7 protein-coding genes are annotated in these 13,552 nt (G+C 62.4%); 5 read left to right on the top strand and 2 right to left on the bottom strand.

All coding sequences use genetic code 11. The features are described from left to right. The first annotated feature begins 167 nt into the window (after positions 1 to 167). The gene (locus AD670_RS08200) at positions 168 to 911 is read left to right on the top strand and encodes a response regulator (RefSeq protein WP_053130343.1); all 744 of its coding nucleotides are present in this window, start codon (positions 168 to 170) and stop codon (positions 909 to 911) included. A gap of 20 nt (positions 912 to 931) precedes the next feature. After that, positions 932 to 2,251 (top strand): HAMP domain-containing sensor histidine kinase, encoded by a 1,320-nt coding sequence (locus tag AD670_RS08195; RefSeq protein WP_053130474.1) that lies wholly within the window; start codon positions 932 to 934, stop codon positions 2,249 to 2,251. Here AD670_RS08195 and AD670_RS08190 read toward each other — a convergent pair. Beyond that, complete coding sequence (locus AD670_RS08190; RefSeq protein ID WP_053130340.1) at positions 2,248 to 4,188, bottom strand: TonB-dependent receptor domain-containing protein; 1,941 nt, start codon at positions 4,186 to 4,188, stop codon at positions 2,248 to 2,250. The two genes, AD670_RS08195 and AD670_RS08190, sit on opposite strands and share 4 nt — an antisense overlap. Before the next feature lie 78 nt (positions 4,189 to 4,266). Then, positions 4,267 to 5,472 carry a multidrug effflux MFS transporter gene (locus tag AD670_RS08185; protein ID WP_053130337.1) on the bottom strand — a complete coding sequence of 402 codons (1,206 nt, stop codon included), beginning with the start codon at positions 5,470 to 5,472 and terminating at the stop codon, positions 4,267 to 4,269. A 100-nt stretch (positions 5,473 to 5,572) separates the two neighbouring features. Here AD670_RS08185 and AD670_RS08180 point away from each other — a divergent pair, with 100 nt between their 5' ends. The 3 genes from AD670_RS08180 to AD670_RS08170 all read left to right on the top strand — a co-directional run. Then, a complete protein-coding gene (locus AD670_RS08180) occupies positions 5,573 to 6,679 on the top strand; it encodes an efflux RND transporter periplasmic adaptor subunit (RefSeq protein WP_053130334.1) in 1,107 nt (368 codons plus the stop codon). Between the two features lie 2 nt (positions 6,680 to 6,681). Beyond that, positions 6,682 to 9,765 (top strand): efflux RND transporter permease subunit, encoded by a 3,084-nt coding sequence (locus tag AD670_RS08175; protein ID WP_053130331.1) that lies wholly within the window; start codon positions 6,682 to 6,684, stop codon positions 9,763 to 9,765. Positions 9,766 to 9,875: 110 nt separating this feature from the next. Continuing rightward, the coding region (locus AD670_RS08170) for a DUF6531 domain-containing protein (protein ID WP_053130328.1) at positions 9,876 to 13,552 on the top strand (3,677 nt) is incomplete at its 3' end.

The following is a 13,552-nucleotide window of genomic DNA, read 5'->3' as shown; positions in this document are numbered from 1 at the left end:
AGTGCATACACCTTAAAACTCGTATCAATTCGGCGCTAGAGGCTAAAAGCAACCTTGATCGTCCTACTGACAGAACGATGGACCGCAACATTCGCACAAAAACAGCGTTAATGATAATGACTCGTAGTAATATCCGCCCTCTCCCGCTCAACCCTCCGAGGGCCGCAATGCCGTTTGCCCCTGCGCCTGCCGCACCGCGCGTGCTGGTGGTGGATGACCACCGCAAGATTCGCGAACCCCTGGCCACGTATCTGCGGCGCCACACCTTTGATGTGCGCACCGCTGAAGACGCGGCCGGCATGTGGCAATTGCTCAAGACCCAGGCGTTCGATGTGGTGGTGCTCGACGTGCTGTTGCCCGATGGCGATGGCTTTGAGTTGTGCAACCAGTTGCATCGGCGCAGCAACACGCCGGTGATCCTTCTGACCGCCCGCGACACCGCCGCCGATCGTGTGCGTGGCCTGGACCTGGGTGCCGACGACTACGTCACCAAGCCCTTCGAGCCCCGGGAGCTGGTGGCGCGTATCAACAGCGTACTGCGCCGTCAGGGCCGCGCCACCGGCCCCACCGCGCCCAGCACTGGCGCAAGGGCCTATCAGTTCTGCGGCTGGCACTTCAGCGTGACCAGCGCCACCTTACGCCGCGATGCCCACCCCGACATCCAACTCAGCACCGCTGAAAGCCGGTTGCTGCAGGTGTTTCTCACCCATCCCAATACCCTACTGCCCCGCGAACGCCTGATCGACCTCACCGCCGCCGCCGACAGCGATGTCAGCGACCGCGCCATCGACCGGCAAGTCAGCCGCCTGCGCCGCAAGCTGGCCCAGGGCGATGAAGCACCGGAACTGCTGCGCACCATCTGGGGTGGCGGCTATCTATTGGCGGCCGAGGTCAGCGAATGCACGCCCTGAGCAGGCTGTGGCCGCGCACCCTGGCCCGGCAGTTGAGCCTGTTGTTGCTGCTGGCATTGCTGGCGTCGAACGCCATTGCGATGTTGTTTCTGCAACGCACCGGCAGCCTGATCCACCCGCTGTCGCGCAGTTTCAGCCTGGAACGCCTGGGGATTGCGCATCACACCGCAATCGACCTGCCCGCCAATGAAACCGCGCACCTGCTGGCCGGCATGAGCACCGGCGACACACGCTTCTGGATCGCGCCCACACCAGAGGTCGCGCCGTTTGCCCAACGCCCGGAAGAACAGCGCCTGGCCAACGAGCTGCGCCACCAATTACAGCTGGATAACGCCACCACCATCGGCATGCAATTGGAGCGCATCAGCGGCGCCGACGCCCGCACCCATGTGTTCAGCCCCGCCGGCTGGGCGCCGTTGCGCCTGCGCAGCAGCGTGCCGCTGCCCGACGGTACCTACCTGAATGCCGTGCAATACCCCGCCGGCGCCTATGAATGGGGCCGCGTCCTGGCCTACAGCCTGCCGGTGACCACGCTGCCGGTGCTGCTGATCGTGATGTTTTTCATTGCCCGCGTGGTGCACCCGATCAAGACCCTGGCCCAGGCCACCGAGCGCGTCAGCCGCGGTGAATGGATCGCACCGCTGGCGCAAATCGGCCCGCAGGAAGCCCGCGACCTCACCGCCGCCTTCAACACCATGCAGGCCAACCTCGCCCGGCATGTCGAAGGCCGTACGCGGATGCTCGCAGCAGTCAGCCACGACCTGAACACGCCGATCACCGAGCTGCGCCTGCAAGTGGAATTGCTGGAGCCCGGCGCAGCCCGCGATGACATGCTCGAAAGTCTCGCCGAACTGAGCGCGATGGTGCGTGAAACCCTGAATTTCGTGCGCGACGACACGGTGCAGGAAGCTACCACCACGCTTTCGTTGAGCGACTTGCTGGATGACCTGGCCAAGCGTTACCAACGCCTGCGACAGCCCGTCACCTGGGCCGGCGCACCACCGTTACGGCTGACCTGCCGGCCGCTGGCGCTCAAACGCGCACTGACCAACCTGATCGACAACGCCCTGCGCCACGCCGGCGATGCCGACCTGAACCTGGTTCGCGAGGACAACGGCTGGCTGCGCATCGAGATTCTCGACCACGGCCAAGGCTTGCCCGAAGCGTGGTTGAGCAAAGTCTTCGAGCCCTTCGTGCAACGGGGTGTCAGTGACGGCGGCGTGGGGCTCGGCCTGGCGATCGCACGGTCGTGCATCCAGGCCCATGGCGGCGAGCTGGTCTTGGAGAATCGCCCACCGGCCGGCCTGTGCGCGGTGGTGCGATTGCCTACAGCGCTTTAGAAGTTGAGCGTAGCGCCCATCCACAGGGTGCGGCCGTAGTTCACCGTGCCGTAGGTTTCATCGTCCAGACGCTTGTCGGTGAGGTTGTTGAGGGAGGCGTTGAGGGTCAGCGAATCGCTCACGTCATAGGAACCCCCGAGGTCGGCGGTGGTGTAGCCCGGTGCCGGTTTGTCGGTGGTAATGGTGTTGCCGGTTTCCTCACCGTAGTAGCTCAGCGAGGCCCAGGCCTGGGTGCGGTCGTTGAGGGTCCACTCGGTGCGCACATTGGCTTTTTGCTCCGGTGTGAGGGCCAGGGGCGCGCCTTTGTTGGCGCCGCTTTTCTGCTCGGAATCGGTGTAGGTGTAGTTGGCCTTGAGCAGCACGCTGGGGTTGATGTCCCATTGGCCGTTGAGCTCGACGCCCTGGATGATCGCCTTGTCGACGTTGACCCGTTCCATGATGGTGTAGCCGTTCCAGCGTCGGTCGGTGGTGACAGTAGAGAGCTTGTCTTGGAAGTCGTTGTAGAACAGCGTCACGCCGCCGGACAGGTTGTCGCGGTTGCTCCACAGCGCCGAGACTTCATAGTTGGTGCTGGTCTCGGGCTTGAGGTCGGGGTTGCCGAACATCACGAAGCGGTTGCGGCGCAGGTAAGCGTAATCCTCAACCACCGCACGCAATTCAGGCGCCTTGAAACCTCGGGCGATACCGCCCTTGAACGTCCATTGTTCGGTGGCACGCCACACCCCGTAGACCCGTGGGCTGACGTGGGCACCGTACTCTTCGTGCTCATCCAGGCGCAGGCCGGTGGTCAGGGCGAAGCTGTCGGTCATCGACCATTCGTTTTCCGCGAACAGCGCTTTTTGCACCACCGAGAATTTATAGTCGACGCGATCCCCAAGGCCCTGGTTCCAGTCGGTCAGTTCGCTTTTATTCCATTGCACGCCCACGGTGCTGACGTTGCGGGCGGTGGGCATCACCAGCTTGGCGTCAAACACAGTGTTCTTGATCTCGGGTTTGCGCCCGTAGATGTCAGTCTGAGCCGGTGTCGCCTTGCCTTCACGGCTGGAGGTTTCCTGGGACAAAGCAATGTCCGAGGTGGCCCAGCCCCAGCGGCCCTGATGGGACAGCGACCAGTGATCGCGGTTGTTTTCCTGTCCGCGGGTGGCCCAGTTGGCGCTCATGCCGTCGCCATTCTTCAAGCGCGTGGCGCCGCCTTCCAGCAGGATGTCGTGGTCGATAGTGGGGGTGAAGGCCAGGCGGGCGGTGAGGTCGCGGTGGTCAGCCTTGCTGAAGCCATTGGTCTGCTCGATGTCGTCATCGGCCTGGCGGTCCAGGTAGCGGCCCCACACCTGCAAACCAAGGAAATCTTCCTTGAGCGGGCCACTGAGGTAGAACTGGGTCTGGCGTGCATTGCCCTGGTCGCTGTGCTGGCGCGCCGAGTAGTCATACCCGATGGAGCCGCCCCAGGTCGGTGAGACCTTGCGTGTGATCACGTTGATCACCCCGCCGATGGCGTCCGAGCCGTACAGCGACGACATCGGCCCGCGCACCACTTCAATCCGCTCGATGGCTGCAGCCGGTGGTACAAAGCTCTGCTCGTAACCACTGTTGCCGTTGACCCGCGATTCCCGCGCGCTCTGGCGCTTGCCGTCGACCATGATCAGGGTGTAATCGGCAGGCATGCCACGGATGGAGATATCGGTTTCATTCGCCCCGCCGTTGACCGTCACACCTTCGACGTCCCGCACGGCATCGCCGAGGTCGCGGTAGGACTTGCGACGCAATTGCTCGCCATCGATTACGGTGACCGAGGCCGGCGCGTCTTCCACGTTTTGCGCAAAACCGGATGCAGTCACCACTACATCATTGAGTTCCAGGGCAACGGGCTCATCCGCGTGGGCATGAAGACTGGCGGCAACCAGCAGGGCCAGGGGCGAGAAACGAAAAGCAGGCAGCATGGGCGAAGACCTTCGGATTAGACTCAAAAGAGAATCGTAATCATCCAGCCCGGGATAACTTGGACAAAGTGTGACAACTCAAGCCGCCGCGACCGCTGCGGTACGGCGCTCACGCAGCAGATGGAAGGCCACGAAGGCCGTCACTGCAAAACACGCCTGGATGATGATCATCGGCGTGGCACTGCCGTCGCGCAGATGGCTCAGCAACAGGCCGCTGCAGGTCGCGCCGAACATCTGCGCAAAGCCCATCAAGCCCGCCGCCAAACCGGCGCGGTGAGCGTTGGGCATGACCCCACCGGTCACCGCACCGGGCAATACCAGGCCACCGCCGAGGGTCGCCAGCGCAATTGGAATATCCAGGCCCAGTACCGACAGGCCGAACAGCGCATAAATCACCAGCGCGGCAATCCCGCCAATGGCCACCAGCGTCACGCCCATCGCCACGATCCGTTGCGGCCCCAGACGCAGGATGTTGCGCCGGGCGTAGGTGGAACCAATGATCAGCATCGACACGATCAGGCCAAAATTGATGCCGTACTCCAGGCTGCTCAAGCCCAACAGGTTGATGAACACCGCCGAAGAACCAGCGATCACCGCGAACATGGCGCCATAGGTGCACGCCAGCGCCACGGCAAACGCGCGGTACTGGCGGCCCTTGAGCAAATCCAGGTATTGCCCGCCGAGGGTGCGCCAGTGGCCGGCCCTGGGATCGAGGGCGTGGTTGCTCTCGCGAAAGAACAGCAGCGCCAGCAGTAACACCACACTGCCAATCACCAGTGCCAGCAGGATCGGCGCACGCCAGCCCAGCAGCTTGATCAGCAGGCCGCCGACCATCGGGGCGACGACGATGGCGTAGAGCATGCCGATCATGGTCAGCGCCAGCGCCGGCCCCGCCTCGGCCTTCCACACGTCACGTACTACGGTGCGCGCCAATACCAATGCGGCGCAGGCGCCGAGGCCTTGCACGACGCGAGCGGCGATGAATTGGTGGATGTCATTGACCAGCAGCATCGACAAGGTCGCCAGCACATACAGCAGCAGCCCGCCGATCAGCACCGGACGACGGCCGATACGGTCCGACAGCGGGCCGAACAGCAGTTGCCCCAGGCCAAAGGCGGCGACAAACGCCGACAGTGCCATCAACGCCGAACCAGGCGGCGCCAGCAGCGCCTGCTCGATCACACCCAAGCCGGGGATGATCAATTGGGTCGAGACTTCACCCAGTGCCGTCAGGGCCACCAGTAAAAACAACAAGCTTCGCGAGGGGACCGGGGCGTTCGACATGGGGATTATCCGGGGCTGGATTTATTTATATTTCGACCATAATATGCGTAAAAAATTATGTCCATAATTTTTTGCCCAATGGTCATCCCCGGAGCCCGACATGCACCCTCTCCCCTTGCGTCTTTTCCCGCCCCTGGCCCTGTTAGTCATCCTCAGCGGCTGCAACAGCCAGGCCGATACCGCCGCCGAAGTGCCGCAACCGCGTCCGGTACTCGCCGCCAAGGTCGAAGCCGCCGGCACTCAGCAAAGCGCCTACACCGGTGTCGTGGCGGCGCGTACGGAAAGCGACCTAGGCTTCCGGGTCGGCGGCAAGGTCATCGAACGCAAGGTCGACCCCGGCCAGCATGTCTCCCGTGGCGACACCCTGCTGGTGCTGGATATCGGCGATTTCGAGCTGGCCCTGCGCTCGGCGAAAAACCGCGTCAACGCCGCCCAGGCACAACTGCGCCAACGCCGCGACGATGAAAACCGCTACCAGCGCCTGGCCAGTACCGGCGCGGTGTCGCGGCAGATCTTCGACCAGTCGGCGACTAACTTGCGCGTGGCCGAGGCCGAGCTGGCCGCGGCGCAATCCGACGCCAGTCAGATCGAGAACCGTCGTACCTACTCCGTGCTCAAGGCCGACGGCGACGGCATCATCACCGACGTGCGGGTGGATCGCGGCCAAGTGGTGGCCGAGGGGCAAATCGTCGCGCGCCTGGCCCATGACGGCGCCCGCGAAGCCATCGTCAATCTGCCGGAAAACCAGCGTGACCAGGCCTCGCAAAAAGCCCTGGCCTTCCCCTTCGGCGCCCCCGACCAGGCGGTAACGGCGACCTTGCGCGAACTGTCCGCCAGTGCCGACCCTGCCACCCGCACCTATCGCGCCCGTTATGTGCTGCACGGCGGTGTCGAGCGCTTCGCTCTCGGTTCGACCATCACCGTGCGCCTGCAAGGCAACGGCCAGGCGCAACAAACCCGCGTGCCCATCGGTGCGTTGCACGATGCCGGACAAGGCACCGGCGTGTGGCTGATCGGCGCGGATGACAAGGTCAGCTTCGCCGCCGTCAAGGTCGCCAGCCTCGGCCAGGAAGACGCCCTGCTCGACAGCGGCGTGAACCCCGGCCAGATCGTCGTCGCCCTCGGCGCGCACCTGTTGCACAGCGGCGATGCGGTGCGCCTGCTGCCCGCCCAGGCACTGGCCCTCAACCGCAAACAGGACCAATGAGCATGCGCGGCATCAACCTCTCGGAACTGGCGGTCAAGCACCGCGCAGTCACACTGTTCTTGATCATTGCGATCCTCGCCGCCGGGATCTTCTCGTTCGGCAAGCTGGGGCGCGCCGAAGACCCGTCGTTTACCGTCAAGGTCATGACCATCACCGCCGCCTGGCCCGGCGCCACCGCCCAGGAAATGCAGGAGCAAGTGGCCGACCGCCTGGAAAAACGCCTGCAGGAACTCGACTACTACGACCGCGTCGAGACCATCGCCCAGCCGGGCTTTGTGTCGATGCGCATGACCTACAAGGAGTCCACGCGCCCCAGCGAAATCCAGGACCTGTTCTACCAGACGCGCAAAAAACTCAGCGATGAAGCCGCCAGGCTACCCAACGGGGTGATCGGGCCGTTCTTCAACGATGAATATTCCGATGTTTACTTTGCGTTGTATGCCCTGGAAGCCGAGCACCTGCCCCATCGGCAACAGGTGCAAATGGCCGAGGATTTACGCCAGGGCCTGCTCAATCTGCCGGGGGTGAAGAAGGTCAATATCCTCGGCGAGCAGGCGCAGCGGATCTTCGTCGAGTTCTCCTATGAGCGCCTGGCGACCCTGGGCATCAAGCCGGACCAGATCTTCAGCGCCCTCGCCGCACAGAACGCCGTGGCCCCGTCAGGCTTTGTCGAAACTGCCGGGGCCCGCGCCTATATCCGTGTGGACGGCGCCTTCGACAGCCTGGCGCTGATCGAAAACGTGCCCCTGGAAGTCAACGGTCGTGTGCTGCGCATTGCCGATGTGGCCAGCGTCAGCCGCGGTTATGAAGACCCGCCCAGCTACCGCATCCGCCACCAGGGCGACCCGGCGCTGATGCTCGGCGTGATCATGGAAAAACACTGGAACGGCCTGGACCTGGACAAAAGCCTCAAGGCCCAGGAAGCCCGGATCCAGGCGGACCTGCCCTTGGGCGTGAACTTCGCCAAAGTCTCCGACCAGGCGAAAAACATCAGCCTGGCGGTGAATGAATTCATGCTCAAATTCTTCGTCGCCCTGGCCGTGGTGATGATCATCAGCCTGTTGGCGTTGGGCTTTCGCGTCGGCCTGGTGGTGGCGGCTGCGGTGCCGCTGACCTTGTCGGTGGTGTTTGTGATCATGCTGCTCACCGGGCGTGAGTTCGACCGCATTACCCTGGGCGCACTGATCATTTCCCTGGGGTTGCTGGTGGATGACGCGATCATCGCCATTGAAATGATGGTGGTGAAACTGGAGGAAGGTTTTGATCGCATTCATGCGGCCACCTTCGCCTGGAGCTCCACGGCGGCACCGATGCTCACCGGTACGCTGGTGACCATCATCGGCTTTCTGCCGGTGGGGTTTGCGCGGTCCGGTGCAGGGGAATACGCCGGCAATATCTTCTGGATCGTCGGCTTTGCACTGATCTCGTCGTGGCTGGTGGCGGTGGTGTTCACGCCGTACCTGGGCGTGAAGTTGCTGCCGCAGATCAAACCGGTGCCCGGTGGTCACGACGCGATTTATGCCGGGCGCTATTACCAGAAACTGCGCAGCCTGGTTGAAGCCTGCGTGCGTCAGCGTTGGTGGGTGACCGGGCTGGTGGTGGCGGCGTTTGTGCTGTGCGTACTGGGCATGGCCGTGGTGAAGAAACAGTTCTTCCCCAACTCCGACCGATCCGAGCTGATTCTTGAGGTGTATATGCCGCCCGGCAGTGCCTTCAAGAGTACCGAAACGGTGGCGGCGCAGTTGGAAAAGGCGCTGCTGCAAGAGCCGCAAACCAGCATGGTCGACACCTACGTGGGCGGCGGTGCACCACGCTTCTTCCTGTCACTGAACCCCGAAATGCCGGACCCGGCGTTTGCCAAGCTGATCGTGCAGACGCCGGACTCCCACGCCCGCGACGCCTTGAAGCTGCGCATGCGTGAGCGAATTGCGGCCGGTGAGTTTCCGGCGGCGCGGGTACGGGTCACCCAATTGCTGTTCGGCCCACCGGTGCCGTTCCCGGTGGTGTTCCGCGTGTCAGGCCCGAATGTGGAGGTGCTGCGCGGGGTGTCCGAAGACGTGCGCAAGGTGGTCGCCGCCAACAGGCTGACCAAGGACGCCTTTCTCGATTGGGGCGAGCGCACCAGCGGTTATCGCCTGGTGTTGGATCAAGACCGCCTGCGCCTGCTGGGTTTTACCCCCAACGAGGTCAAGTCCCAGCTCAATGCCTTGCTCAGCGGCAACCCGATCACCGAAGTGCGTGAGGGCAACCGCACCGTGTCCGTGGTCGCCCGTGCCCAGGGCAACCAGCGCGAGAACCTCGGTAACCTCAACAACATGACCCTGACCAACAACGCCGGCACTTCGGTGCCACTGGCCCAGGTCGGGCAGTTCCAGGCGGTGATGGAAGAACCGATCCTCAAGCGCCGCAACCGCGCAAGCACCGTGGAAGTGCGCGCCGACATCATCGACGGCGTGCAACCGCCCGACGTGGAAATGGCCGTGTACAAGGACCTGCAACCGCTGATCGCCAGGCTGCCGGCCGGTTACCGGATCGACATCGGCGGCCCGGTGGAAGAAAGCGCCAAGGCCAACGTGGCGCTGGCGGCGCTGTTCCCGATCATGATCCTGTTGACCCTCACGGTGATCATGTTCCAGGTGCGCTCCTTCGGCGTGATGTTCATGGTCTTTGCCACCGCGCCGTTGGGCTTGATTGGCGCAGTGCCGACCTTGCTGCTGTTCAACCAGCCGTTCGGGTTCAACGCAATCCTGGGGCTGATCGGCATCGGTGGGATCCTGATGCGCAACACGCTGATCTTTACCGACCAGATCCGCCAGAACCAGGAACATGGCATGGCGATCCACGCGGCGATTGTCGAGGCCACGGTGCGGCGCGCGCGGCCGGTGATATTGACCGCGCTGGCAGCGGCGCTGGCGTTTATTCCGCTGACGCTATCGGTGTTCTGGTCGTCCCTGGCGTTTGTGCTGATTGGCGGGGTGCTGGTGGGCACGGTGCTGACGCTGTTGTTTTTGCCGGCGCTGTGCAGCCTGGTGCTGGGACGAGCGAAGACAAAGGTTGTCGATACGGCCCACGTGACCGCCGGATAAGCCCTACTCCCCGCCATTGAAAACCGCTGCAAAGTCCCTCGCCTGATTAAACAGTGCGAGGGATTGCAGATGGTTGTTTTTGTTAAGGCCCTGGTTGAAAGGGCTGCCTCTTGATTCCCATCATTGCCAGCTTTGTCCTGGCCCCCATGGATGCCAAGGCGCCGGACGTTGAGCGCGTCTTTCGTGACTTGCGCGGTTGCCTGAGTACCTTTGATGAGTGGGCCGAAAGCTTCTGGAGCGTTTCGGCGCTGGAGGTTGAGCAAGTATTCAAGGTGGGGGATGAGGTGGCGCTGGTGGCGCCGGTTTCTTCCAAAGCCCCCAGTAAAACGGTCGCTATGTGCAAAGCCCAGGGCTCGTTGACTCTGGTGCATATGTTCGAAAGCACTCGGTTTGTGCCAATCGGCAATACGCCGGTGATGCTGCAAGCCATTGCCCAGGACGGCAGCCCGCTCGGCGCACCACTGCATCGAACCATCGGCCCCAGCGGCATCCTCGAAATCACCGAGTGTGATCGCAACCAGCCGTACCAAATCACCTTCTATCCCAACGTTTCCAAGGATCACGTCAAGGCGCTGCATGCGTCTTATCAGTCGGTGATCGCGGGGTTGGAAAGTCGCCTGCGTGACGAATGGACCAAGACTTTCCAGCCCCTGTGGGATGACTTCGCCAACGCCACGCCGCCCGAACGTAGCGTGATGCAAGGTTTGGCGTTTTCAAGCGGGATGGCCAAGGCGCTCTACAACCTGTGGGACAACGTCACACAGCTGTATGACTTGTTGGCGGACCTCAAGGCCAACAGCCAGAAGTTGTTGGCCTACATCTCCCAGACTGAACTCGATGAACTGCTGAGGCTGGGCAACGACGCCATCGCAAAGGGGCTGTCGGTGCTCAGCGATGAGCCGCTGCTGTTTATCTACCTGTCGGCCATGGTCAGTTGGATACGCCTGCTACCGCCGCCCGAGATGTGTGAAGTGCTGGGCGAGATCACCGGCGAGGTGTTGATCAATCTGTTTTTGATCTGGGCGACCCGGGGCATGGGCGTGCAGATTCGCCTGGGCGCTCAGGTGCTGGGACATATCAAATCCGGACGAGCGCGCCAGTGGCTGGAGAGGCTGGCTGATCAGTGGGTCGTGCCGAAGTTGGACGCGCATGTCGAGGCGGTGAAGCCTTTGCTGCTTGGTGGCCCGGCGACAGCGATCAAGACCGTACCGGCTGCGCCGATGAAGGCGGGAGATCACGTGGTTTCGAACCCGGTGCCGGCGGTTCGTAACAAGACACAGAAGACGGTGTTGGTCAGGCAGGAGCCTGTCGATGATGTGCCTGCTGTATCGACAAATCCAAAGGGCGATGCGGCGGCTTCTTCGGATAAGACGGTAACCAACGGCTGCCCCGTGTCGATGGTTACCGGGGAGGAATTGCTCACTCTAACCGATGGCACGTTGGATGGAATCCTGCCGTTTGAGTGGACGCGGCTATATCGCACCAGTGCGGTGGAACTGGATGGCGGGTTGGGGTTTGGCTGGAGTCACTCGCTGGCGCATCGGCTTTCTGTTTCGGGCGATTCGGTGGTGTGGACGGACCATGAAAATCGCCTTACTTCATTTCCGATGCCGAGTGTTGCTCGACCGGCCATCACCAATAGTCTGGCCGAAGCCGCGATCTATTTGGGCTCGTCGCCGGATGAATTGGTGCTGGCCCAGGCGTCGCGGTTTTATCACTTTCGCGACGGTGTGCTGGTCTCGATCAGCGATGCGTACGACAACCGGCTGCGGATTGCTCGGGATTATTTGGGGCGCATTGAGCGGCTGGATAACGGTGCGGGTTGTGCGCTGTTCCTGCGCTATGAATCGAACCGCATCGTGGCGGTGGACTACCAGGTACAGCGGGCGGAAGGCCGTGGTCCGTATGTCTGGATTACCGAGCAGACCGTCGTTTCCTACGCCTACGACGACGCTGGCCGACTGGTCTCGGCGACCAATGCGGTAGGTGAACGCGAGGTTTATCGCTACGACGATCAGCATGTGATTCTTGAGCGTGGACTGGCCGGTGGGGCGAGTTTCTTCTGGGCGTGGGAACGGTCTGGCAATGCCGCACGGTGTGTGCGGCATTGGGCCAGTTTTTCCCAGATGGATACGCGGTATGCCTGGGGAGATGACGGCCGTGTCACGGTGCATAACGCCGATGGCAGTCAGGAAGTGTATGTCCATGACGACCGGGCGCGGCTGGTACAGCGGATAGATCCGGATGGTGCCCAGCATTTCAAATCCTACGATGACAAGGGCCGGCTGACGGTTGAGCAGGATCCTCTGGGCGCTGTGACGGCGTATCAGTACGACGAAGCCGGAAGGCTGGTCGCGTTATTTCCCGGGGATGATGAGCCAACAACCTACGAGCATGACAATGGCTTCGTACGGGTTGTAAGGCGGGGTCTGGCGGTCTGGAAGTACGAGCGCAATGACCAGGGCGATGTCATTCGTAAGATCGATCCCGACGGTCATGTCACGGACTACAGCTACAACAAATACGGGCAACTGGTCGGGGTTTGGTATCCGGATCACAGTTGTCAGCGGCTGGTGTGGAATGACCGTGGGCAGCTCATAGAGGAACAACTGCCCAATGGCGGGATCAAGCGGTATCGCTATGACGACCTGGGGCGCCAGATTGCCCGTGAGGATGAACATGGCGCGCTGACCCAGTATCAGTGGGACAGCGTGGGTCGGTTGGTTCGCGTGGTGCTGCCCGGTGGGGCATGTCGGGAATACAGCTACAACCCCTACGGAAAAATCACCGCCGAACGCGATGAACGGGGCCACGTTACTCGCTACGAATATGCCGATGGGTTGCACCTGATCAGCCGCCGTATCAACGCCGACGGTACCCAGGTCAACTACCGCTACGACAATGCGCGATTACTGCTGACCGAGATCGAAAACGAGGTTGGCGAGACCTACCGACTTGCTTATCACCCCAACGGCCTGATCCAGCAGGAAACCGGCTTTGACGGGCAGCGTACGGCTTATGCCTACGACCTCAACGGCAACCTGCAGGAAAAAATCGAACACGGTGACGATGGCAGTCAGCTCGTTACCCGTTACGAGCGAGACCACGCCGGACGCCTCGTACGAAAAACCCTGCCCGATGGCAGCGTTGTTGAATATGCCTACGACCGCCAGGGCAACCTGCTCAGCGTCGACGACGGCCACTGGGCGCTGGCCTACGAATATGACCAACAAAACCGCCTCACCGCCGAACATCAGGGCTGGGGCACCTTGCGCTATGGCTACGACGCCTGCGGCCAGCTTCAAACCCTGCGTCTGCCCGACAACAACCGCCTCACCTTCAACCACGCCAAAGGCGGCCACCTCGCCACGGTCGAGTTAAACGGCGCGCCGCTGACCTCTCATCTGTTCAAGGCCGGCCAAGAACACCAGCGCCAACAAGGCCAACTCCTCAGCCACTACCACTACGACGACCAGCAACGCCTGCACGCCCACGCGATCACCCAGCAACAAGAGCATCTCTACCAACGTCAATACGACTACGACACATCCGGCAACCTCACCCGCCTGCTCGACACCCGCAAAGGCGAACACCACTACCACTACGACCCGCTAGGCCGCCTCACCCGCGCCAACCACTCCCAGGACCTGCAGGAACGCTTCGGCCACACCCCGGCCGGCAACCTGCTCATGCAAGACCGCCCCGGCCCCGACATCGTCGCCGGCAACCGCCTGATGATCCAGGGCGACCGCCACTACGACTATGACGCCTTCGGCAACCTCATCCG

The sequence above is a fragment of the Pseudomonas sp. MIACH genome (genome assembly GCF_001269925.1).
In the GTDB taxonomy this organism is placed as follows: domain Bacteria; phylum Pseudomonadota; class Gammaproteobacteria; order Pseudomonadales; family Pseudomonadaceae; genus Aquipseudomonas.
The sequence above is the reverse complement of the archived record's forward strand: the minus strand, read 5'-3'. Positions and strand labels throughout refer to the sequence as shown.

Bases quoted from the DNA above. Each gene is read 5' to 3' on its own strand.
- AD670_RS08200 (WP_053130343.1), top strand. From the start codon at position 168: ATGCCGTTTGCCCCTGCGCCTGCCGCACCGCGCGTGCTGGTGGTGGAT.
- AD670_RS08185 (WP_053130337.1), bottom strand. From the start codon at position 5,472: ATGTCGAACGCCCCGGTCCCCTCGCGAAGCTTGTTGTTTTTACTGGTG.
- AD670_RS08180 (WP_053130334.1), top strand. From the start codon at position 5,573: ATGCACCCTCTCCCCTTGCGTCTTTTCCCGCCCCTGGCCCTGTTAGTC.
- AD670_RS08175 (WP_053130331.1), top strand. From the start codon at position 6,682: ATGCGCGGCATCAACCTCTCGGAACTGGCGGTCAAGCACCGCGCAGTC.
- AD670_RS08190 (WP_053130340.1), bottom strand. From the start codon at position 4,188: ATGCTGCCTGCTTTTCGTTTCTCGCCCCTGGCCCTGCTGGTTGCCGCC.